General features: G+C 69.9%; 21 protein-coding genes. 9 read left to right on the top strand and 12 right to left on the bottom strand.

The window, feature by feature from the left end; all coding sequences use genetic code 11:
* Positions 1–16: 16 nt before the first annotated feature.
* Positions 17–1537 carry a sensor histidine kinase gene (locus tag F9C11_RS13705; protein ID WP_409185239.1) on the bottom strand — a complete coding sequence of 507 codons (1521 nt, stop codon included), beginning with the start codon at positions 1535–1537 and terminating at the stop codon, positions 17–19.
* Positions 1538–1730: 193 nt separating this feature from the next.
* Here F9C11_RS13705 and F9C11_RS13700 point away from each other — a divergent pair, with 193 nt between their 5' ends.
* On the top strand, positions 1731–1805 hold the full coding sequence (locus F9C11_RS13700; RefSeq protein WP_098515123.1) for a 50S ribosomal protein bL37: 75 nt from the start codon (positions 1731–1733) through the stop codon (positions 1803–1805).
* A gap of 68 nt (positions 1806–1873) precedes the next feature.
* Here the strand turns inward: F9C11_RS13700 and rsrA are convergent, their stop codons facing one another.
* Complete coding sequence (rsrA, locus tag F9C11_RS13695; RefSeq protein WP_409185238.1) at positions 1874–2215, bottom strand: mycothiol system anti-sigma-R factor; 342 nt, start codon at positions 2213–2215, stop codon at positions 1874–1876.
* Positions 2212–2838: a sigma-70 family RNA polymerase sigma factor gene (locus tag F9C11_RS13690; RefSeq protein ID WP_409186901.1), complete on the bottom strand. Its 627-nt coding sequence runs from the start codon at positions 2836–2838 to the stop codon at positions 2212–2214. Before F9C11_RS13690 ends, rsrA begins: the two co-directional genes overlap by 4 nt.
* A 188-nt stretch (positions 2839–3026) precedes the next feature.
* On the opposite strand from F9C11_RS13690, the gene ybaK reads away from it, so the two are divergent.
* Positions 3027–3506 (top strand): Cys-tRNA(Pro) deacylase, encoded by a 480-nt coding sequence (ybaK, locus tag F9C11_RS13685; RefSeq protein ID WP_409185237.1) that lies wholly within the window; start codon positions 3027–3029, stop codon positions 3504–3506.
* Here the strand turns inward: ybaK and F9C11_RS13680 are convergent.
* Both F9C11_RS13680 and F9C11_RS13675 read right to left on the bottom strand, forming a co-directional pair.
* Positions 3503–4198 carry a class I SAM-dependent methyltransferase gene (locus F9C11_RS13680; RefSeq protein WP_409185236.1) on the bottom strand — a complete coding sequence of 232 codons (696 nt, stop codon included), beginning with the start codon at positions 4196–4198 and terminating at the stop codon, positions 3503–3505. The two genes, ybaK and F9C11_RS13680, sit on opposite strands and share 4 nt — an antisense overlap.
* A 26-nt stretch (positions 4199–4224) precedes the next feature.
* Positions 4225–5187, bottom strand: coding sequence for an Lrp/AsnC family transcriptional regulator (locus F9C11_RS13675; protein WP_409185235.1), 963 nt, complete (start codon positions 5185–5187; stop codon positions 4225–4227).
* A gap of 149 nt (positions 5188–5336) precedes the next feature.
* On the opposite strand from F9C11_RS13675, the gene F9C11_RS13670 reads away from it, so the two are divergent.
* Positions 5337–6233 (top strand): MBL fold metallo-hydrolase, encoded by an 897-nt coding sequence (locus F9C11_RS13670; protein WP_409185234.1) that lies wholly within the window; start codon positions 5337–5339, stop codon positions 6231–6233.
* 190 nt (positions 6234–6423) lie between these two features.
* Positions 6424–7854 carry a carboxylesterase/lipase family protein gene (locus F9C11_RS13665; RefSeq protein WP_409185233.1) on the top strand — a complete coding sequence of 477 codons (1431 nt, stop codon included), beginning with the start codon at positions 6424–6426 and terminating at the stop codon, positions 7852–7854.
* A gap of 145 nt (positions 7855–7999) precedes the next feature.
* On the opposite strand, the gene F9C11_RS13660 is transcribed toward F9C11_RS13665, so the two are convergent.
* Both F9C11_RS13660 and F9C11_RS13655 read right to left on the bottom strand, forming a co-directional pair.
* Positions 8000–8608, bottom strand: a complete 609-nt coding sequence (locus tag F9C11_RS13660) for an alpha/beta family hydrolase (protein WP_409185232.1) — start codon at positions 8606–8608, stop codon at positions 8000–8002.
* On the bottom strand, positions 8605–9360 hold the full coding sequence (locus F9C11_RS13655) for an SOS response-associated peptidase (RefSeq protein WP_409185231.1): 756 nt from the start codon (positions 9358–9360) through the stop codon (positions 8605–8607). The genes F9C11_RS13660 and F9C11_RS13655 overlap by 4 nt, the downstream gene beginning before the upstream one ends.
* Before the next feature lie 112 nt (positions 9361–9472).
* On the opposite strand from F9C11_RS13655, the gene rsgA reads away from it, so the two are divergent.
* The 3 genes from rsgA (at position 9473) to F9C11_RS13640 (ending at position 12591) form a co-directional block, all read left to right on the top strand.
* Positions 9473–10495, top strand: coding sequence for a ribosome small subunit-dependent GTPase A (gene rsgA, locus F9C11_RS13650; protein ID WP_409186900.1), 1023 nt, complete (start codon positions 9473–9475; stop codon positions 10493–10495).
* Between the two features lie 238 nt (positions 10496–10733).
* A complete protein-coding gene (locus tag F9C11_RS13645; protein WP_409185230.1) occupies positions 10734–11642 on the top strand; it encodes a hypothetical protein in 909 nt (302 codons plus the stop codon).
* Between the two features lie 151 nt (positions 11643–11793).
* Positions 11794–12591 (top strand): hypothetical protein, encoded by a 798-nt coding sequence (locus F9C11_RS13640; protein ID WP_409185229.1) that lies wholly within the window; start codon positions 11794–11796, stop codon positions 12589–12591.
* 7 nt (positions 12592–12598) lie between these two features.
* On the opposite strand, the gene F9C11_RS13635 is transcribed toward F9C11_RS13640, so the two are convergent.
* A complete protein-coding gene (locus F9C11_RS13635) occupies positions 12599–13090 on the bottom strand; it encodes a DUF6912 family protein (RefSeq protein WP_409185228.1) in 492 nt (163 codons plus the stop codon).
* Positions 13087–14484, bottom strand: coding sequence for a WS/DGAT/MGAT family O-acyltransferase (locus F9C11_RS13630; RefSeq protein ID WP_409185227.1), 1398 nt, complete (start codon positions 14482–14484; stop codon positions 13087–13089). The genes F9C11_RS13635 and F9C11_RS13630 overlap by 4 nt, the downstream gene beginning before the upstream one ends.
* 34 nt (positions 14485–14518) lie before the next feature.
* Here F9C11_RS13630 and F9C11_RS13625 point away from each other — a divergent pair, with 34 nt between their 5' ends.
* Positions 14519–15283 carry a TrmH family RNA methyltransferase gene (locus F9C11_RS13625; RefSeq protein ID WP_409185226.1) on the top strand — a complete coding sequence of 255 codons (765 nt, stop codon included), beginning with the start codon at positions 14519–14521 and terminating at the stop codon, positions 15281–15283.
* Here the strand turns inward: F9C11_RS13625 and F9C11_RS13620 are convergent.
* Positions 15276–15659, bottom strand: a complete 384-nt coding sequence (locus F9C11_RS13620) for an HAD-IA family hydrolase (protein WP_409185225.1) — start codon at positions 15657–15659, stop codon at positions 15276–15278. The genes F9C11_RS13625 and F9C11_RS13620 overlap by 8 nt on opposite strands.
* 351 nt (positions 15660–16010) lie before the next feature.
* On the opposite strand from F9C11_RS13620, the gene F9C11_RS13615 reads away from it, so the two are divergent.
* Positions 16011–16433 (top strand): Rv3235 family protein, encoded by a 423-nt coding sequence (locus F9C11_RS13615; protein ID WP_409185224.1) that lies wholly within the window; start codon positions 16011–16013, stop codon positions 16431–16433.
* 132 nt (positions 16434–16565) lie between these two features.
* Here the strand turns inward: F9C11_RS13615 and secA are convergent, their stop codons facing one another.
* Positions 16566–19484 carry a preprotein translocase subunit SecA gene (gene secA, locus F9C11_RS13610; RefSeq protein WP_409185223.1) on the bottom strand — a complete coding sequence of 973 codons (2919 nt, stop codon included), beginning with the start codon at positions 19482–19484 and terminating at the stop codon, positions 16566–16568.
* Between the two features lie 261 nt (positions 19485–19745).
* On the bottom strand, positions 19746–20429 hold the full coding sequence (gene hpf / locus F9C11_RS13605) for a ribosome hibernation-promoting factor, HPF/YfiA family (RefSeq protein WP_409185222.1): 684 nt from the start codon (positions 20427–20429) through the stop codon (positions 19746–19748).
* Positions 20430–20748 lie beyond the last annotated feature (319 nt).

Below are 20748 nucleotides of genomic sequence, written 5' to 3'. Positions count from 1 at the left end.
GAGAACGGGTCGATTTCTAGAGCCGCCGCGACAACGGAATCCGCAGCGCGGCTTCAGTGCCAGGCACCCGGTTGCCCGCCTCGTCGGTCCGGACCTGGCGCAGCGAAAGCGACCCGCGCAGCTCCGATTCCACCAGCGTCCGCACGATCTGCAGCCCCAGCCCGTCGCTGCGTTCCAGTGAGAACCCGGACGGCAGGCCCCGGCCGTTGTCTCGGATCAGGATGTCCAGCCAGCGCGCCGACCGCTCCACGATCAGCTCGACCTTGCCCGGCCGCCCCTGCGGGAACGCGTGCTCGATCGCGTTCTGCACCAGTTCGGCGAGCACCATCACCAGCGGCGTCGCGATCTCGGCCACGACCACGCCGAACGAACCCGTGCGGCTCATCCCGACCTTCGATTCCGCGGTGGCGACCTCGCCAACCATCGGGAGCACGTTGTCGAGCAGTTTGTCCAGGTCGACCCGCTCGTCGACGGAGATCGACAGCGCCTCGTGCACCATCGCGATCGACGACACCCGGCGCACCGATTCGCCCAGCGCCAGCCGGGCCTCTTCGCTCGTGGTGCGCCGCGACTGCAGCCGCAGCAGCGCGGCGACGGTCTGCAGGTTGTTCTTCACCCGGTGGTGGATCTCGCGGATCGTGGCGTCCTTCGACATCAGCGCGCGGTCGCGGCGCTTGACCTCGGTGACGTCGCGGACCAGCACCAACGCGCCCGCGGGCTGTCCGGCCGGGCGCAGCGGCAGCGCACGGAAGAGCACGACCGCGCCCCGCTTCGAATCGGCCTCGGTGCGGGTGGACGGCTTGCCGTCGAGGGCCTCGATGATCCGGTGCGACACCTCGGTGGCGTCGAACGGGTCGCGGATCAGCGACCGGGTGAGCGGGGCCAGCCGCTGCCCGACGAGGTCGGATTCGTGCCCCATCCGGTGGTAGGCGGACAGGCCGTTCGGGCTGGCGAACACGACGGTGCCGGCCTGGTCGAGCCGGACGAGACCGTCGCCGACGCGCGGGCTGGTGTGCGTGTCGGTCTGGTTGCCGCCGGCGGGCGGGAAGGTGCCGTCCACGATCATCTGGCACAGGTCGCCCGCGCTGCCCAGGTACGCGATCTCCAGCGGGCTCGGCACGCGCGGCGCGGCGAGGTTGGTCTCGCGGCTCAGCACGGCGATCACCTCGCCGCCGAAGCTCACCGGCACCGCTTCGCGGCGCATCGGCAGGTCGCGGTACCAGTGCGGGTCTTCCTCGCGGCAGATCTTGACCTCGCGCATGGCCTTGGCCAGCTGCGGGTGCTCGTCCACGGTGAACCGGGTGCCGACGACGTCCTCGGGATGCGCGGTGGGCGCGGTCGTCGGCCGGGCGTGCGCGACGCACACGAAATCGCCGCCGTCGGGCTGGTGCTCGGCGGAAACCGGAACCCAGAGCAGGAAGTCGGCGAACGAAAGGTCGGCCAGCAGCTGCCACTCCGCGACGACGGTCTGCAGGTGGTCGGCCGCTTCGCCGGGGAGGCCGGTGTTCTCGGCGAGCAGGTCGGAAAGGGTCGACACGGCTACCGGCCGCCCTCGAATGCGGTGGGTTCGTTCATGCCTGCGCACCTCCTGAGTCCATCCAACCAGAGCGTAGGCGCGGGTGCCGCCGAGGAGCGCGGGGGCCGCATGACACACTGGAACGGTTGACCCGTTCCCGGTCGGTGTGTCGAACCCCGCCCCGGGACATTCAGCGGACACCCGAGGAGAGAACATGTCGAAGCGCGCCCGCAAGCGTCGCGACCGCAAGAAGAACGGCGCCAACCACGGCAAGAAGCCCAACGCCTGAGTCCGCGCCCGGACGTGACACGGCCCCCGCACCGGAACCGGTACGGGGGCCGTTGTCGTGAGCGGGGCTCAGTCGCTGGTGGTGCGCTGTTCCACGGTGATCTCGGTGCGCTCAGTGCGCTCAGTGCGCTCTATGGTGACGCCGCCCTGCGTGGCGACGGTCTGCCGGATGGAGGCGCGCAGCCTGCTCTTCAGCTCGGCCGGGGCGAGGTCGCCGCCGCACTTGCGGGCCAGCAGGTGCTTGATCTGCTCGTCGATGCCGTATTCCTCGAGGCACGGCGGGCAGTCCTCGATGTGCCTGCGCAGCTCGGCGTCCCGCTCCGGACTGCATTCGCGGTCCAGCAGCAGGTAGATCTCCGCGAGCGCGTCCTCGCAGGGCATCTTCTCCGCCGGCACGTCTTCCGAGCTCATCGTTTCGCCACCTCCTCGCGGGTCCCCCGGATGAAGCCGCGCTCGCGCGCGACGTCGGCCAGCAGGTCGCGCAGCTGGGCGCGGCCGCGGTGCAGCCTGGACATCACGGTGCCGATCGGAGTGTCCATGATCTCGGCGATCTCCTTGTACGCGAAGCCCTCGACGTCGGCGAGGTAGACCGCGAGCCGGAACTCCTCGGGCAGCTTCTGCAAAGCGGCCTTGACGTCGGTGTCCGGGAGATTGTCCATCGCCTCGACCTCGGCCGAGCGAAGACCGCCCGAGGTGTGGCTTTCCGCCCGGGCGATCTGCCAGTCGCTGATCTCGTCCGTGGGCTGCTGCACCGGCTGCCGCTGACGTTTGCGATAGCCGTTGATGTAGGTGTTGGTGAGGATGCGGTACATCCACGCCTTGAGGTTCGTTCCCGCCTTGAAGGACGCGAACGCCGCGTACGCCTTCAGGTAGGTTTCCTGGACCAGGTCCTCGGCGTCGGACGGGTTGCGGGTCATCCGCATCGCGGCCGCGTATAGCTGGTCGAGCAGGGGCATCGCGTCGCGCTCGAAGCGCTCCGCGAGCTCCAGTTCGTCGGCCGCCGTCTCCGGCGCGGAGTTGGGGGTGCTCGGCAAACCGTTCCCTTCCCGTTCGGCGTCGATGCGCGTCTGCGCATACGGCAGCACCGAGTTTACGCGGGGGTTGCCGAAGCCGGTCCCGGGACGGCTCCTGCCGGGGCGGGGAATGGCGAGCGTCGTGGTCACGATGTCTACAACAGAGCGTGCCGACCGGGCATTCCCGGCCGCTTCGTAGACTCGCTCGCATGGCGGGCAAGGGCACTCCGGCGACGGCGCTGCTGCAGAAGCAGAAGGTCGCGCACACCGTGCACACCTACGACCACGATCCCCGCGCGGAGTCGTTCGGCCTCGAGGCAGTGGAAGCGCTGGGCCTGGAGCCAGGGCGGGTGTTCAAAACGCTGGTCGCGGACGTGGACGGGAAACTCGTCGTCGGCGTGGTGCCGGTCACCGGCCAGCTGGACTTGAAGGCGCTGGCCGCGGCGGCCGGGGGCAAGAAGGCGAAAATGGCCGATCCGGCGGCGGCCCAGCGGGCCACCGGATACGTGCTCGGCGGGATCTCGCCGCTCGGCCACCGCAGCCGCCTGCCGGTCGTGCTGGACGGTTCGGCGCTGGACTACCCGACGATGTTCTGCTCCGGCGGACGGCGCGGCCTCGAGGTGGAACTGGACCCGGCCGAGCTGGTCCGGCTGACCGGTGCGGTGGTGGCCGCGATCGCGGCGGGTTAACCGGCTTCGAGCACGAAGAACAGGAAGCAGAGGAAAGCTTCCTTGCCCTGCATTTCGTCGGGGAACTTCTCCTTCGCCCCCTCGGCCGGATAGGGCTCGCTGAGCACCGACACGCGGAACCCGGCTTGGGTGAACGCGTCGGTCATCGCGTGCAGCGGGCGGTGCCAGTACGCGAGCACGCCCTTTTGGCCGTTGAAGGTGTATTCCTCGGACCATTGCTCGACGGCGAAGTAGTTTCCCTCGGGGCGGACGAATTTGTAGATGTGCGGGTGATTCACGGCCAGGATCAGCCGTCCGCCGGGCCGGAGGATCCGCCGCAGTTCGGCCAGCGGGGCGGTCCAGTCCTGCAGGTAGTGCAGCACCAACGCCACGATGACGTCGTCGAACTCCTGGTCGGCGTAGGGCAGCGGCTGGCTGAGGTCGGCCACCCGGAGGTCCGCGTCCTCGCCAAGCCTTTTCCGGGCCAGGTCGACCATGGTGGCGCTGAAATCGAAGCCGCTCACCTGCGCGCCGCGGTCCCGCAGCGAGGCGAACAGCGGTCCGGCGCCGCAGCCCGCGTCGAGGATCTTCCGGCCGCTCACGTCGCCAGCGAGATCGAGAATCGCCGGGCGGGTGTAGTAGGCGTTGATGAGGCTGTGCTCGGTCTCGATCGCGTAGGCCTCGCCGAAAGTGTCGTAGTCGTTGGCCGGCATGGGAACCACCCTGGCACGACCTCCGATCAGGCGGTCGCGCGCCAATAGCGTTTCAGGACCTCGAGCTGGAGGGTGCACTCGACAGCGGTGACGTCGTCGCTGCCGGGGAAACCGCCGCTGACGAAGTCGGCCAGGTCGGCTTCGCCGCGGAAGACGCCGTCGTAGACGAAGGTGGACGACGCCGCGGTGAGCGCGAGGTACCGAGTGGTCGGATGCGCGGCGATCGCGGCACCGAGGCGGGCCGTCGCGGACGGCGGGCAGGAAATGCCGATGACGGCCTCGACCCGGTAGCCGAGCTTTCCCGGCTCGATCTCGACGCGAGGCCGCAACAGTCCGGAACCGAACATCGCGGTCGCGACCCGGCGAGCGCGGGATTCGGAAATGTCGAGCACACGCGCCACGTCCGAGTACGGCGTCCGGGCGTCGTCGCGCAACACCGCCGCGACCTCGCGCTCCAGCGGGCCTAGCTCGGCGCCGGATTCCTCCACCGCGGTCCCGGCGAGCATCTCCTCTTGCTCACGGGTCAGCCTCCGCAACCGCCACGCCGCGGAGCTGGTGAGCCGACGTAGCGCCGACTCCGTACGCACCGAGCGGATGCCGGGCATCGCGGGGATCTCGTCAACCAACGCGCGGGCCGCCGCGGCGCGGGTCATCCCGTGGACCACCGCATAAACCTCGCCACGGCCCGCGGCGAGCGCGACGTGCGTGGTGTCGTCGCGCCGCACCAGCGCCTCTGCCACCTCGCGAGCGCGACCGGGTTCGGTGCCGAGCCAGACGTGCGCGGGCGGTCCCTCGGCGAGCAGCGACCAGTCGACCTCGCAGATGACGCGCAACAGGCCGTCATCGAGCATCCGGCCGTAGCGCCGCCCGACTGTGCGCGCCGAACTGTCCAGGACGCGGGCCAGCACGTCGAACGGCGCGCGAGGCGCGTGCTGCAGCGCGGCGACCAGGTCGAGGTCGATGCCGTCCAGGACGCCGTCGTCGGCCACCGTCGCCTCCTTCAGGTTCGGCAGCAGCCTACCTAAGCTGGATGCTGACTGAATCAGGCGTATTCTTGTTCTGGTTGAATGAATACGGCGTTCTATGATGAAGTTTCGCAGGAACCAGTCAACCAAGCCTGGTTTGGAGGGAGAGCTGCTTGACCGCCACGATCGCCTTGGGCTCCGTGACCGCGACCCGCGTCCTGGAGTACGAAGGAACCACCCGCCCGCCCGAAGCGATGTTCCCCGGCCTCGCCGAAGGAACGTGGCAAGAGCACGAATCCCGGCTGCCCGCGGATTCCTGGGACCGCGAGTCCGGGCTGCTGCGCACCTGCGTGCAAACCTGGGTGCTGCGCAGCGAAGGCGCCACGATCCTGGTCGACACCGGAGCCGGCGACCGCAAGGACCGCCCCGGAACCCCAGCGTTCCACCAGTTGCGCACCGGCTTCCTGGACCGGCTGGCCGCGGCGGGCGTCGCCCCCGAAGACGTCGACATCGTCGTGAACACCCACCTGCACGCCGACCACGTCGGCTGGAACACCCGCCTCGACAACGGCGAATGGCGCCCGACCTTCCCGAACGCGACGTACCTGCTGCCCCGCGCCGACCACGATTTCTGGAACCCAGCCGGCCCGCATCGGCCGAAAATGGCCCACACGAACGAGAACGTCTTCGCCGACAGCGTCGCCCCGATCGTCCACAGTGGACAGGCGCGGCTGTGGGAGGACAGCTACGACATCGACTCCGCCCTCCGCCTGGAACCGGCCCCCGGACACACGCCCGGGTCGTGCGTGCTGACCGTGCGTTCCGGCACCGACCGCGCACTGTTCGTCGGCGACCTGCTGCACCACCCGCTGCAATTCGCCGAACCCGACCTCAACAGCTGCTTCTGCGAAGACCCACCCCTGGCCGCCACGACCCGGCACCGCCTGCTGGGCCAAGCCGCCGACGAGCACGCGCTGGTCTTCCCCGCCCACATCGGCTCCGCACCAGCGGCCGAGATTGCCCGGGAGGGATCGAAATTCACCGTCACTCGATGGGGGATCGACGCATGACCGTCGTTTCCCGCACCGACCAGACGCTGCTCCTCGGCAGCCCACTCCCCTCCACCAAACCCAGCCACAGCCGCTTCCCCGAAACCCCGACGCGCGCCGCTGCAACTCAGTCCGCCGCCACTCAAAGGGCCAACGCATGACCACCGCGCCCAGCACCAACCACACGCTGCCCCCAGCTCACCGTCACCCGATGGGAGTCCCCCGCATGACCGTCGTTTCCACTGCCTCCGGACGAGTCCGAGGCACCGCGGCGAACGGAGTGCACACGTTTCGCGCCATTCCTTACGCCGCACCGATGTCCGGCCCCACCCGGTTCCAAGCACCCGCACTGGCACCGCGCTGGGACGGCGTGCGCGACGCCACCCGGCCGGGTCCGACCGCTCCGGCCGCGCGGCGGGATTTCGGTGGCGTCGACCTTCGTCCGGTGCTGGGTTCCGGCTGGGTTCCCGGCGCGGACTACCTGTCCGTGACAGTCAGCACGCCCGATCCGGGGACCAGCGGCCTGCCCGTGCTGGTCTTCTTCCACGGCGGCGGGTTCACCGCGGGCACGGGACAGTCCGAGCTTTACGACGGCGACACCTTCGCGCGCGACGGCGTCGTCCTCGTCACGGTGCAGTACCGCCTCGGGGTGACCGGGTGGTTGCGGCTTCCGGACGCCCCGGCCAACCGCGGGCTGCTCGACGCACTAGCGGCTCTGCGCTGGGTCGCCGAGAACATCGCGGCGTTCGGCGGCGACCCCGGCAACGTCACGGTCGCCGGGCAGTCCGCTGGAGCCATGCTGGTCTCCGCCCTGCTCGTGAACCCGGGCGCCGAGGGCTTGTTCCACCGGGCGATCAGCCAGAGCGGCAGCGGCGAATGCGCCTTCCCCGTCGAAAAGGCAGACCTGATCACGCGCGCGACGGCCGACGCGCTCGGCGTGGCACCCACCGCGGCCGCGCTGAGCGAGCTGTCCGACGAGCGGCTGGTCGCCGCACCGGCCGCGATGCCAGCGGCGGCGATCGCCGGATTCCGCGATACGTCGCTGGGCACCAGCGCGTACAAGCCAGTCCTGGACGCGGAGACCCTGCCGGCCCAGCCCGCGGCCGGGAACACAGCCCCGGTCAGCCTCCTGATCGGCACGAACGCCGACGAGGCGAACCTGTACACCGCGAACCTGGACGACGCCGGCCTGCACGCCGCGGCGGCTCGCCGGTTCCCGGACCCCGCCGCGGCCGTCGCCCGCGTCCGCGAGCGGCACCCCGGCGCGTCCCCCGCCGAGCTGGCCGCGCGCTTGATGACCGAGGCGTACGCAGCGAGCAACCGGCTCCTCGCGGACGCGCACAGCAGCGCCGGAAACCCCACCCACGTCTACGAATTCGCCTGGCCCCCGCCCGGGCCGGACCATCCGCTGGGAGCGTGCCACTGCGTCGAGCTGCCGTTCGTGTTCGACCACACCGCGCTGCCGGGCCTCTACGGCCAGCCGGGCCTGCTCGGCATGGAACGACCGGATCCCGCATTGGCCGCCCGCACCCACGCGGCCTGGGTCTCCTACGTCACGAACGGCGACCCGGGCTGGCGGGCCTACCGGCCGGACGCGCCCGCGATCATGCACATCGCCGAAGATTGGTACCTCAAGTCCTGACTCCGCTGCCCAGCCTACCCGGCACGCGCGCCCCGGACCCGGCCTCCGCGCCAGTTGCCCACAGGCCACCCAAGTTGTGGACAACTCCGATGAAAGAACCCTGACCAGCGGAAATGCCTTCAAGAACTATCCACAGCCAGCACCGTCACAGATGCGGCCGGACCACCCGTCGCAACCACTCCGCGGCGGCCCGCGCCACCGCGTCCAAATCCGCCGACAGCGTATGGTCCCCCGCCACCACGACGACCTCGTGGTGCGGAGCCGCCGAAGGCCGCCCGAACGGATCCCGCTCCCCCTGGATCACCAGCGCGGGCACCTCGACCGCGTCCAGCTCGGCCTGCCGCGACTTCTCCGGCTTCCCCGGCGGATGCTCCGGAAAAGCCAAGCACAGCACCGCGACGGCTTGCCCGGCCGAAGCCGTCCGGCAGGCCACCCGGGCTCCCGAGGACCGACCCCCGAACACCAGCGGCAAGTCGTCGAACCGCGCGGAAATCTCGTCCGCCACCGTCAGCCACGCCGTGTCCAGCTGCTTGGCCGGAGCCGGAGCCCGCCGGCCGGCCACCCGGTACGGCTGTTCCACCAGCGCCACATGCATCCCGGCCGCCTTCGCCGCCTGGGCCACCGCTACGAGATCCTTCGCCCCGATGCCGCCGCCCGCGCCGTGGCCGAGCAGCAGCACCGCGTCGCCGTCGGGCGCGCAGTGCAGTTCGGCTCGCGCGAGTCCGTGTTCGGTGTCGATCTCGAGCGTGGTCATGGCACGTCGAACAGCGAGTCGACGGGCTGCTCGGTTTCCGCGCGGCGCAGCAGCTCGGGGCCGTTGTTGCGGACGTTGTTCACCAGGCTCGACACCGGCCGCAGCTCCAGCGATTCGACGAGGTCGGGCGGCGTCGGCGTCATCAGTTCGTCCACTTCGGACCGGTCCGGGTCGAGCCAGCCCGCCCAGTTGCCGCGCGGCACGATCAGCGGCATCCGGTGGTGGACGTCGGTGAGCTGGCCCGCCGCGTCGGTCGTCAGGATCGAGAAGGTGATCAGCGGTTCGGCGTCCGCGTCGTCCTTCGGCCGCCAGCTTTCCCAGATTCCGCCGAAGGCGAGCGATTTCCCGGAGGGATCCGTCATGTAGAACGGCTCCTTCTCCTTGCCCGTGCGCCGCCACTCGAACCAGCCGTCGGCGGGAACCAGGCAGCGCCGCGACGCCAGCGCGCGCTTGAACGCCGGCTTCTCCTTCGCGGTTTCCGCGCGGGTGTTGATCATCCGCGAACCCACCGAAGGATCCTTGGCCCAGAACGGAACCAGGCCCCACCGCATGATCCGCAGCGAGCGTTCCGCGGGCTCGTCCTCGAGGACCAGGCCGTCGGCGTCACGGGGATGCCGCTGCACCACGGTCACGACGTTCTTGGTCGGCGCGACGTTGTGGTCCACTCGCGCCCGGCCCTCGGTCAGGTCGACCGCGGCGAACTCCTCGACCAGCTTCGCCGGGTCTTTCGTCGCGGCGTAACGGCCGCACATGCCAACCTCCTCCGACTGCCTCGAGCGCCATGGTCGCACGCAAACCGGGCGCGGCGCGACCGGCATGGGATCATTCGACCAGGCAAAGAGCGACCGGGAGGACGTGGGCGGCTTGGGGCGAGGCGACTGGAGGCGGCTGGACGAATCCGACGTGCGGGTGCGTCCCGGCAAGGGCACCAGGCCACGCAGCAAGCGCAGGCCCGAGCACGCCGACGCGGTCGCCGCGATGGTGATCGGCAAGGACCGCGGCCGCTGGACCTGCGCGGTCGACGCCGATCCGGACCGCGTCGTGATGGCCATGCGGGCCCGCGAAATGGGCCGCGTCTCGGTGGTCGTCGGGGACCGGGTCGCGCTGGTCGGCGACGTGTCGGGCAAGCCGGACACGCTCGCCCGGATCGTCCGCGTCGACGAGCGCACCAGCGTGCTGCGCCGCACCGCCGACGACACCGACCCGTACGAACGCGTGGTCGTCGCCAACGCCGCGCAACTGCTGATCGTCACCTCGCTGGCCGACCCCCCTCCCCGGCCCGGATTCATCGACCGCTGCCTCGTCGCGTGCTACGCGGGCGGCCTGGAACCCGTGCTGTGCCTGACGAAAGCCGACCTCGCCAGCCCGGATTCGCTGCTGGCCGGCTACGCGGGCCTGGACGTTCCCGCCGTCGTCACCCGGCACGACGAGGAACCCGAGGGCCTGCGCGAACGCCTCGGCGGCAGGATCACCGCCCTCGTCGGGCACTCCGGAGTCGGCAAGTCGACATTAGTGAACCGGCTCGTGCCCGCCGCCGAACTGGCGACCGGCGACGTCAGCTCGGTCGGCAAGGGGCGGCACACCTCGGTCGCCGCGGTGGCGTTGCCGCTGGCCGGCGGCGGCTGGGTGGTCGACACGCCCGGCGTCCGGTCGTTCGGGCTCGCGCACGTGACCGCGGACGACATCGTGAACGCCTTCGAGGAGTTCGCCGAGGCCGCCGAGGAATGCCCGCCGAACTGCGGCCACCTCGGCCCGCCCGAGGACCCGGACTGCGCGCTGGACGACGTGGTCGCCGACGGCAACGCCGGAGCGGAACGGCTGGCCTCGCTGCGCAGGCTGCTGGTGTCCCGGGCGGGCGGCGGCGGGGAAATTCGTCCCGAATCGTGACCTGGAAACGGTAACTTCGCGCGGCCCCCGCCGATACGGGGGGCGAGTGCCCCGGCGGGGACGAACCGGAGGAAAATTCCTCCGTCCGGAGGGAACCTTTTCCCGCCGGACGGCGTCACAGAAGCAACCTCGCGGAGTCACCCCGTCAGTGGCCCGCGCGCCGGACCGCAAGGACGCGGCTCGAGGCCGCCCGGCGACAACGCAGGTGCAAGACCGATTCCTTCCTAGGGGGAGAACCATGCGCAAGACCACGACGTTCGCCGTCGCCGCCGGTGCGGCGCTGGCGCTGGTGCTGACGGGCTGCGGCTCGAGCGCCGAGAACGGCACCGCGGCTCCGGCGGGCCAGGCCGGCCAGTCCAAGGACGGCGGGTCCGGCCTGGCCTCGCCGTTCAGCGACGCGCTCAAGCTGGCCGACGCGGCCAAGCAGGGTACGGAGAAGGCCAAGTCGGCGAAGATGTCGATGGACATGGCCGGCCAGGGCAAGGCCGAAGGCTCGATGCGCTTCGACGGCGAGAACTCGGCCATGGCCATGACGATGGAGAGCCCCCAGGGCCCCACCGAAATGCGCTACGTCGACAAGACCCTCTACATGAAGGTCCCGGCCTCGCAGGCCAAGCAGATGGGCACCGACAAGGCGTGGCTGAAGATCTCGCCGGACGCCAGCGACCCGCTGTCGCAGACGTTCAGCAAGACCATGGCGCAGTCGACCCAGCAGAGCGACCCGACCCAGATCCTCGACCAGGTCTCGAAGACCGGCCAGATCGTCTCGGCCGACCAGGTGGAGCTGAACGGGGAGAAGGTCAACCACTACAAGGTGGAGCTGGACGTCAGCAAATCCATCGAGACCTACGCCAAGGGCATGCCCGCCGAGGTCCAGTCCCAGATGAAGAAGATGCTCGAGGGCAAGAACATCAAGATCCCGGCCGAGATCTGGATCGACAAGGACCAGCTCCCGGTGCAGATCATCATGGACCAGTCCGAGATGATGAAGCAGCTCGGCGCGTCGACCGGCTCTCCGGCCGCGGCCGCCGCGGGCGGCAAGATCACCGTCAAGTACACCGACTGGGGCAAGCCGGTCGACGTGGCCGCGCCGCCCGCCGACCAGGTCGCCGACTTCGGCGAGATCATGAAGAAGATGGGGCGCTGACCCCCGGAGCTTTTCGCGGGCCCCGAGCCACTCCGGCTCGGGGCCCGTTTTTGTGCGCTACTGCCGGTAGCAAGCGTTCCCCCGAACGGGTCGCCGTCGCCCGTTGTGCTTGGCTTGAAGCACCTTACGGCCGGTCAGAGAGGGTTTTCGGATGCGCAGGACGGCCGTGGCGGGTGCCGCCGCGCTGCTGGCGCTCGCCTCGGCGGGTTGTTCCAGCACCCCGGAACCGCAGCGCTTCACCGACGCCCGCGCGCTCGCGGACGCTGCTTCCGCGGCGACCTTGGCCGGGCACACCGCGAAGTTCACCGCTGACGTCACCACCGGCACGCACGTGTCGCACGGCCAGGGCCAAGCGAAATTCGACCCCGCCGGGACGGCGCTGTCGATGACGACGGACTACGTCGGCGAGCCGTTCGAACTGCGCTTGGTCGACAAGACGCTGTACGCGAAGGTCCCGGAAAGCGCGCGGGACCAGGTCACCGACCACAAGGCGTGGGTGAAGGTGTCGCCGGACGGCACCGATCCGCTCTCCCAGGTGCTGGGCGGCAGCCTGGCGCAACTGGCCGAGCAGAACGACCCGGCACGCACGCTGGCCCAGGTCCGCACGGCGGGGACGGTGACCTCCAGCGAGGAAACCACCCTCGACGGAGCCCCGGCCGAGCACTACCACCTGACCGTCGACCTGGCGAAACTCGGCTCCGAACTGCCCGGCGGCCTGCCCGCCGAAGCGCTGACCCGGCTAGGCGACCGCGGCAAGACGGTCCCGTTCGACCTCTGGCTGGACGCGCAGCACCGGCCGATGCAGCTGGTACTGGACCTGACGCCGGTCATGCAGGCCACCGGGCAGACGGGCGTCGCCACGGTCAAGGCGCACTACACGGACTGGAACTCCCCGGTCACCGTCGAGGCTCCCGCCCCAGCCGAGATCGGCATCCTCACCGGCGGCTGACGTGCCGCTACAGCAGTTCGAGCAGGAACGGCAGCTCCTGCGGCGCGTACCACGCCAGCTCGTGGTCTTCCGCGTCACCGAGCGTGAACTCAGCGTCCTCATCCCCCAGATCAGCGGCGTCGATCACCGCCGCAGCGGCCGCCACCGCCTCCTCCGCCTCGGCCGCGTCCACGTGGATCGCCGCGATCTGGGACTTCGGCACCGGGCCGGCGAGGCGCACGACGGCCGCGTCCAGGTCCGGCCGCAGGGTCGCGTCGTCGACGTCCACCGACACCACCGCCCGCCGCGGTTCGGCCTTTTCCTCAGCCGCGATCAGGCGCAGCGAAGCCCGCGCCGCGTCCAGCAAAGCCGCGTATTCCAGTTCCTCGTCGGAACCGCTCGCGTACGCCTCGCGCAGGGCGGGCGTCAGCGCGAAACCGGTGCCGCTGCGAGCGCGGAACTCGCCATTGGCCTCCAGGTCTCGCAGCATCGCGATCGTCGCGGGCAGATAAACCCTCACCAGTGCGCACCCTTCAGCTCTTCAAGCGCTTCTTCGATCATCCCGCCGAGCAGCCCGACGTCGAACGCGGCCTTGCGGTCGCCGTTGAGTCCGAAGTAGACACCGCCGTGGTAGGAGGTGACCCCGATCGCCAGCGCCTGCGTGCGCATCAGCGGCATCACCGGGAACATCTCCACCAGTCTCGCCTCTCCGGCGTACATCGGCACCTGCGGCCCCGGCGAATTCGTGATCATCAGGTTGAAAATCCGCCCGGACAGCGATCCGCCCGCCCGCGCGCCGAGCGAATGCAGCGTCGCCGGCGCGAAGCCGCTCACCTTCAGCAACCCGCGCGCGGCCACGGATCTTCCCGAATTCAGGTGCTCGGCCATCGCGTGGCCGATGTGCTGCAGCCGCAGCACCGCGCTCGGCTCGCCGACCGGCAGGTCGATCAGGTACGCCGCGACCTGGTTGCCGACCAGCGCGGGCGTGGCGAACTCGGCGGTTTCGGCGTCGGCGACCGCCATCGGCACGAGCGCCCGCACGGTCTCGGTCGGCGTGAGGTTCTCCCCGCGCGACAGCAGCCATTCCCGCAGCGCGCCGGTGATCGCGGCGAGGATGACGTCGTTGACCGTGCCGCCGTGGTCCGCGCGGATCTTGCGGTAATCCTCCAGCCGCGTGCGCACGACCGAGAACACGCGGCCGCCGGACACCCGGACGTTCAACGGCCCCGGCGGTGCGGGACGGGTGATCGTCGCCGCGACATCACCGAGCGTCTCGACGGCCTTGCTCACCGTGGTCACCGCGTCGCCGGCGATCGAGCGCACGTTCTCGATCAGCTCGCCGGGCCGTTGCACGGTCTCGCTCATCGCGTCGAGGACCAGTTGCGCGCGGCTCGGCTCGCGCCGCGGCGTCCACAAGTCCTCGAACGGCTCGGGCGGTTCGGGAACCTCGTCGAGGATCAGCTGGCCGAGGTCGATCGTGCCGACACCGTCCACAACGGACTGGTGCGTTTTCGTCACCATCGCGACCCGGTCGCCGGCCAGCCCCTCGACGAAATACGCCTCCCACAGCGGGCGTTCCGGCGCGAGCCGCCGCGACATCAGCCGCGCGACCAGGTCGAACAGCTGGTCGTCGCTGCCCGGCTGGGGCAGCGCGGAGCGGCGGACGTGGTAGTTCAGGTCGAAGTCGACGTCGTCCACCCACACCGGGCGCGCGAGGTGCCCCGGCACGCCGAGCACGCGCTGGCGGTAGCGGGGCAGGAACGCCAGCCGCGCGCCGACGAGGTCGAGCACCTGCTCGTAGGTGAATCCGGACGACGGCCGTTCGAAGATCGCCACGCCCCCGACGTGCATCGGCGTCGTCTGGTCCTCGACGTACAGGAACGAGGCGTCCAGCGCGGACAGGCGGTCGGGCATGAGCCGATCCTTACACAATGCGAGACTGACCGGTGTGGGTGATGAGCTGGCGGGTTCGCCGAAAGACCGCTTCCTGACCGTTTACGGGCGCAAGCCCGTGCTGGAGGCGCTGGGCGATCCGGACCTGCGCGTGGACAAGGTGATCCTCGCCGACACCGCGCGCGGCCCCGCCGCCGCGGAGATCCAGCGCGCCGCGAAAGCCGCCGGGGTGCCGGTGCAGCGGGCGAGCGCGCACCGGGTGAAAGTGCTGGCCGGCAACGGAAAACAGGACCAGGGCGTACTGGCCGACGTCGTCGCGCCGCGCATGCGCGCCCTCGCCGCGGCCCTCGACGACCGCCGTCCGCCCGCCCGGCTGCTGCTCCTCGACGGCATCACCACCCCGGCCAACGTCGGCATGATCCTGCGCACCGCGACGGCCGCCGGACTGTCCGGCGTGATCGTGCCGCGCCGGGGGGTCGCCGCGCTGGACCCGATGGTGGTCAAATCCTCGGCGGGCGTTGCCTTCCGGGCACCGGTACTGCGCTGCGGCTCGGCGCGCGAAGCGGCGGAAATGCTGGTGGAGGCCGGATACAGCCTGTTCGCGCTGGGTGCCGCGGCGTCGACGTCGATATTCGACGCGGAACTGCCGCAGCGGTCCGCGTTCGTGCTGGGCGGCGAAACGGAAGGCGTCGGCGAGGCGGTGGCTGAGCTGGTGACGGAGTGGCTGTCGATCCCGATGCCCGGCGACGTCGAATCGCTGAACGTCTCCGCCGCGGCCGCGGTGCTGTCGTTCGAACTCGTGCGGCGCGGCGTCAGCTGAACAACGCCGCCAGTTCGTCGAGAGTTTCGGCGACAGTGCGGTGATGCACGCCGACCATGCCCGCGGCGACGGCCCCGCGCACGTTCCGCTCGGCGTCGTCCACGAACACGCAGCTGGGCGCGGCCAGCCCGATCCGCTCGGCCGCGACGAGGTAGATCTCGCGATTCGGCTTGGCCACGCCGACCTCGCCGGAGAAGACGAGAGCGTCAAAGTATTGCGCCAGCTCGGTTTTCGCCCCCGGCGCGGCTCCCGGCGCATTCGAGACCAACGCGGTGCGGGTGCCGTTCGCGCGGACGTCGCGGAGGTATTCGTAGAGCAACGCGGCGTCCGGGTCGGTAAGCACTCCGGCGTAGTCGACGAGCAAGCCTTTCAGCACTTCACCAGCCTATCCCGCTGGCCTGAGTTCAGGCCGCGATCGCTACCTCGGGCTCACTGACGCCTCGGCCAGCCGCACCTAGCCGCCAAGGGCTTTTCGCCCGCAAGCGTCGGCGTCTTCACCGCGGTCAAGAGCGCCCGCAGCCGCTGCGGTGAAGGCCCCATTAGCGCATCCGCCAGTTCCCGTCCGTTCCGTTCTGCCCTTTTCGCCGGATCAGGCGCTCACCGTCCCGTCACCCTCCGGATGGAGGCACTAATTCGCGGGTGGACGTCCATGTTTCGGGGAGGGAACTCAATGACGAACCACAGCCTCCGGCCGTTGTCTGCCGTTCCGGGGGTCAGGGGCCGACGTGTGCACCGGCGCAGCGCGTGGCCCTCGCCGTACGACCTGCCGCCTGCTGGGCATCGGCTGCTGCGGCTTACCGATCCTCCTACCGCGCAGCGGCTCAGTCAGCGGCTCAACGCCATCCTCGAAGTCCTCGCCGGACGGCGCGCTCCGGGACAGATCCGGCCGCTCGTGGACGAGGCGTTGTTCTCCCGGCTCAACAGTCAGGGATTGATGCCGGGCATCCGCCACCACGTCGCCGGGGAGCTGCGGGTTTGCCGTCCGGCCGAAACCGCGTTGGAGACCAGCACGATCATCCATTCCGGGGCTCGCGTGCTGGCGTTGGCGGCCCGGTTCGAGCGCACTCGGACGGGGTGGGTGTGCACGCGGTTTCACGTGCTCGCGCCGCGAGCCGAGAGTGCGCAGGCCGGACGGCCCTCCGTAGCCTGATCGGGACGTGTGTCCTAAACCTTAGGACATCTCGCCGGATCCAGTGTGGACGCACAAAAAGAACGGCAGCACGAGGGTTCGTGCTGCCGTTCTCAGGTTCGACCGTCCACAGTGGACGAGTCAGGGGACGCGTCAGCGACGCGGTCCCTTCTTGCCCTTCTTCGCCTGCGCCCGCTCAGCGGCCCGCCGTTCGCGACGGGTTCCGCCCGCGGCTCCCGAGTCCGAGTCGTTCGCACTGTCCGAATGGGACTCGACGCCGCCGCCCTCGGAGGGGCCGGACATCGTCAGTCCGGATTGGACACCGCCGCCGAGTCCCTTGCCGCGCAAGGCGGACGGGACCGAATCGGAGTCGGTGGCCGGGGGCTGCGGCGGGGCCGGGCGGGCGTGCTTGCCCTCGGCCTCGCTCTTGGCCCCGAAGGCACCGGCCGCCGCGGCGGTCGCGGAGGTGACCCCGCCCGGCAGCGCCGACGGTTCCGGCTGCTGCACGGGTTCCGGCTCGGCGCGCTCGACCTGCAGGTTGAACAGGAAGCCGACGGCCTCCTCCTTCAGCGAGTCGAGCATCGCGCGGAACATGTCGAAGCCCTCGCGCTGGTACTCGATCAGCGGGTCGCGCTGCGCGAGCGCCCGCATGCCGATGCCCTCCTTGAGATAGTCCATCTCGTAGAGGTGCTCGCGCCACTTGCGGTCCAGCACGGTCAGCATGACCTGGCGCTCGAGGCGGCGCATCGAGCCTTCCTCGCCGACCAGCTCGTCGATCTCGGCCTCGCGCTTGGCGTACGCCGCGAGCGCGTCGTCGACCAGCGCCTGGCTGAGCGATTCCGCGTCGAGGTCGCCGTCCTCGATCAGGTCGTCCCAGTCGAGGCTCACCGGGTACAGCGTCTTCAGCGCGGTCCACAGCTGCTCGTGGTCCCAGTCCTCGGCGTAGCCCTGGGAGGTCGCGCCCGCGACGTACGCCTTCACCACGTCGATGATCATGTGCTCGATCTGCTCGCGCAGGTCCTCGCCCTCGAGCACGCGGTGGCGCTCGGCGTAGATCACCTTGCGCTGCTCGTTCATGACCTCGTCGTACTTGAGGACGTTCTTGCGGGTCTCCATGTTGAGCTGCTCGACCTGGGTCTGCGCGCTCTTGATCGCCTTGGAGACCATCTTGTGCTCGATCGGCACGTCGTCCGGCAGCCGCATGGTGGTCATGATGCGCTCGACCAGCACCGCGTTGAACCGGCGCATCAGGTCGTCGCCCAGCGACAGGTAGAACCGCGATTCGCCGGGGTCGCCCTGCCGGCCGGAACGACCGCGCAGCTGGTTGTCGATGCGCCGCGACTCGTGCCGCTCGGTGCCGAGCACGTACAGCCCGCCCGCCGCGCGGACCTCTTCGGCTTCGGCGCGCGCCTCTTCCTTGATCTCCTCGAGCACCTTCGGCCACGCGGCCTCGTACTCCTCGGAGTTCTCCACCGGGTCGAGGCCGCGCTCGCGCAGCACCTCGTCGGCGATGATGTCCGGGTTGCCGCCGAGCACGATGTCGGTGCCGCGGCCCGCCATGTTCGTGGCGACGGTGACCGCGCCCTTCCGGCCGGCGCGCGCGACGATCAGCGCTTCCTTGTTGTGGTACTTCGCGTTCAGCACCTCGTGCGGCACGCCCAGCTTGAGCAGCAGCTTCGACAGGTGCTCGGACTTCTCCACGCTGGTGGTGCCGACCAGCACCGGCTGGCCCTTTTCGTGCCGCTCGGCGATGTCCTCGGCGACGGCCTCGAACTTGGCCTGCTCGTTCTTGTAGATCAGGTCGGCGCGGTCCTCGCGGATCATCGGCCGGTTCGTCGGGATCGGCACCACGCCCAGCTTGTAGGTCTGGTGGAACTCGGCGGCCTCGGTCTCGGCGGTACCGGTCATGCCGGACAGCTTCTTGTAGAGCCGGAAGTAGTTCTGCAGCGTGATCGTGGCGAGCGTCTGGTTCTCCGCCTTGATCTCGACGCCTTCCTTGGCCTCGATCGCCTGGTGCATGCCCTCGTTGTACCGGCGGCCGACGAGGATGCGCCCGGTGAACTCGTCGACGATCATGACCTCGCCGTCGCGGACGATGTAGTCCTTGTCCTTGTGGTAGAGCTCCTTGACCTTCAGCGCGTTGTTCAAGTAGCCGACCAGCGGGGTGTTCGCCGCCTCGTAGAGGTTCTCGATGCCGAGCTGGTCCTCGACGAACCGGACGCCCTTCTCGGTGACCGCGACGGTGCGCTTGCGGACGTCGACCTCGTAGTGGTACTTCGAGTTGATCAGGTTGGCCTTCTCGACCCGCTCGCGCGTGCCCATGGTGGTGGTGTCGATGCCCTGCATCAGCGGCGCGAGCCGGGCGAACTCGACGTACCACCGCGACGACTGGTCCGCCGGGCCGGAGATGATCAGCGGGGTGCGCGCCTCGTCGATGAGGATCGAGTCGACCTCGTCGACGATCGCGAAGTTGTGCCCGCGCTGCACGCACTCGTCGAGCGACCAGGTCATGTTGTCGCGCAGGTAGTCGAAGCCGAACTCGTTGTTCGTGCCGTAGGTGACGTCGGCGTTGTACTGCTTGCGGCGCTCCTGCGGGTCCTGCTCGGCGATGATGACGCCGACCTCGAGACCGAGGAAGCGGTGGATGCGGCCCATCCACTCGGCGTCGCGCTTGGCGAGGTAGTCGTTGGTGGTGACGACGTGCACGCCGTCCCCGGGGATGGCGTTCAGGTAGGCCGCGAGGACGCAGGTGAGCGTCTTGCCCTCGCCGGTCTTCATCTCGGCGACCTGGCCGAGGTGCAGCGCGGCGCCGCCCATCAGCTGGACGTCGTACGGCCGCTGGCCGAGCACCCGGTGCGCGGCTTCCCTGGCGACGGAGAACGCCTCCGGCAGGAGCTCGTCCAGGGATTCGCCCTTGCCGTACCGCTCGCGGAACTCGTCGGTCTTGGCCCGCAGTTCGGCGTCCGACAGGTCCTTCACGTCGTCTTCGAGGGTGTTGATGTGATCGGCGATGTTGCGCAGCCGCTTCACCATCTTGCCCTCGCCCGCGCGGAGCAGGCGGTTCAGCACCATCCGGTCGACCTCACTAGCTGATCATGATCGCGCCCAGGCCGTTCCCGGGCAGTAAATCGCCACGGCTGGCGCCCGTGTGCGCCGCCGCCGTCTCCCCATCGTAGGGAACGCGGGCTGGTCCGCGCACGCACGTCGTCGCAGAAGGTCACGAGAGGTTTGCACAGGTCCCGACGAAGGTCGTGCCGCGAGTCGCGCTCCGGGCACGCGGACGGCCCGCACGCCTTCGCGTGCGGGCCGCCGGTGAGGTTGTTCCGGGAGGGGTCAGCCCAGCCGGATCACGCCGTAGTCGAAGCCCTTTCGCCGGTAGACGACACTCGGCCGGCCGGCCTCGGAGTCGTTGAACAGGTAGAAGTCGTGGCCGACCAGCTCCATCTCGTAGAGAGCCTGGTCCACCGTCATGGGGTCCGCGGCATGTTGCTTCTCGCGGACGACGCGGCCGGGCTGATGGCCCAGGTCCTCGTCTTCCCAGCGCCCCTGCCGGGGAATGTCGCCCGCACTCGTCGCCGCGAAACCGTCCGCCATGGATTCGGTCGCGTCGGGTGCGTCCAGGACGGCCGTGCCCATCGCGGGCCCGGCGACCGCATCGGATCCGCCGGCCATCGAGGTCGCCTCGGCGACCGACTCCGGACGGCTGCGCCCGTAATGCACGCGCCTGCGGTCGTGTGTCCGCCGAAGCCGGTTTTCCAGCTTGGTGACGGCGGAGTCGAGCGCTGCGTAGAAGTCGGCTGCGCTCGCTTCGGCGCGAACAGCCGGACCGCGGCCCTTCCCGGTGATCTCGACGCGCTGGCAGCTCTTGGCCTGCCTGCGGTTGGGCTCGTGGAAGAGCTCCACGTCGTAGCGGATGACCTTCTTGTCGTAGCGCTCAAGGCGGGCCAGCTTTTCGCTGACAAGCGCCCGGTAATGCTCGGGCACCTCCACGTTGCGGCCCTTAACGACGATGTCCATACACGACCTCCCTCGCTGAGGAAACTGCGAGCTGTTGTGTTCTCACGGCACCGGTGCTGCAGCGGCTGCTGCACGGGTTCGGCGGACTGAAAAGAATTCGGCGACCGGATCACGACGTCTCGTGGCGGAAGCGCGAACGCGGACTCAGCGGGCCGCCGGTGCCAGGGACATGGGCTGCACACCTCCCTGCCTGCGGGTTTTGCTGATAGCGGAGCACGTTAGCTTCATCACGCCGTCCGCAACAGCCCCCGAGCCGGGGGATGTCACGATCCGGGAACCCGTCACGGGGCGCAGTGAATCATGCGTGCGCAGCCCGGAA

It is taken from the genome of Amycolatopsis sp. VS8301801F10, assembly GCF_046195355.1.
In the GTDB taxonomy this organism is placed as follows: domain Bacteria; phylum Actinomycetota; class Actinomycetes; order Mycobacteriales; family Pseudonocardiaceae; genus Amycolatopsis.
Note: the sequence above shows the minus strand (reverse complement) of the source record. Positions and strands in the feature narration are given on the sequence as shown.

Excerpts from the sequence above, each read along its gene's own strand:
- rsrA (WP_409185238.1), bottom strand. The coding sequence starts at position 2,215 with ATGAGCTCGGAAGACGTGCCGGCGGAGAAGATGCCCTGCGAGGACGCG.
- ybaK (WP_409185237.1), top strand. The coding sequence starts at position 3,027 with ATGGCGGGCAAGGGCACTCCGGCGACGGCGCTGCTGCAGAAGCAGAAG.
- F9C11_RS13680 (WP_409185236.1), bottom strand. The coding sequence starts at position 4,198 with ATGCCGGCCAACGACTACGACACTTTCGGCGAGGCCTACGCGATCGAG.
- F9C11_RS13665 (WP_409185233.1), top strand. The coding sequence starts at position 6,424 with ATGGGAGTCCCCCGCATGACCGTCGTTTCCACTGCCTCCGGACGAGTC.
- F9C11_RS13660 (WP_409185232.1), bottom strand. The coding sequence starts at position 8,608 with ATGACCACGCTCGAGATCGACACCGAACACGGACTCGCGCGAGCCGAA.
- F9C11_RS13655 (WP_409185231.1), bottom strand. The coding sequence starts at position 9,360 with ATGTGCGGCCGTTACGCCGCGACGAAAGACCCGGCGAAGCTGGTCGAG.
- F9C11_RS13645 (WP_409185230.1), top strand. The coding sequence starts at position 10,734 with ATGCGCAAGACCACGACGTTCGCCGTCGCCGCCGGTGCGGCGCTGGCG.
- F9C11_RS13640 (WP_409185229.1), top strand. The coding sequence starts at position 11,794 with ATGCGCAGGACGGCCGTGGCGGGTGCCGCCGCGCTGCTGGCGCTCGCC.
- F9C11_RS13630 (WP_409185227.1), bottom strand. The coding sequence starts at position 14,484 with ATGCCCGACCGCCTGTCCGCGCTGGACGCCTCGTTCCTGTACGTCGAG.
- secA (WP_409185223.1), bottom strand. The coding sequence starts at position 19,484 with ATGGTGCTGAACCGCCTGCTCCGCGCGGGCGAGGGCAAGATGGTGAAG.
- hpf (WP_409185222.1), bottom strand. The coding sequence starts at position 20,429 with ATGGACATCGTCGTTAAGGGCCGCAACGTGGAGGTGCCCGAGCATTAC.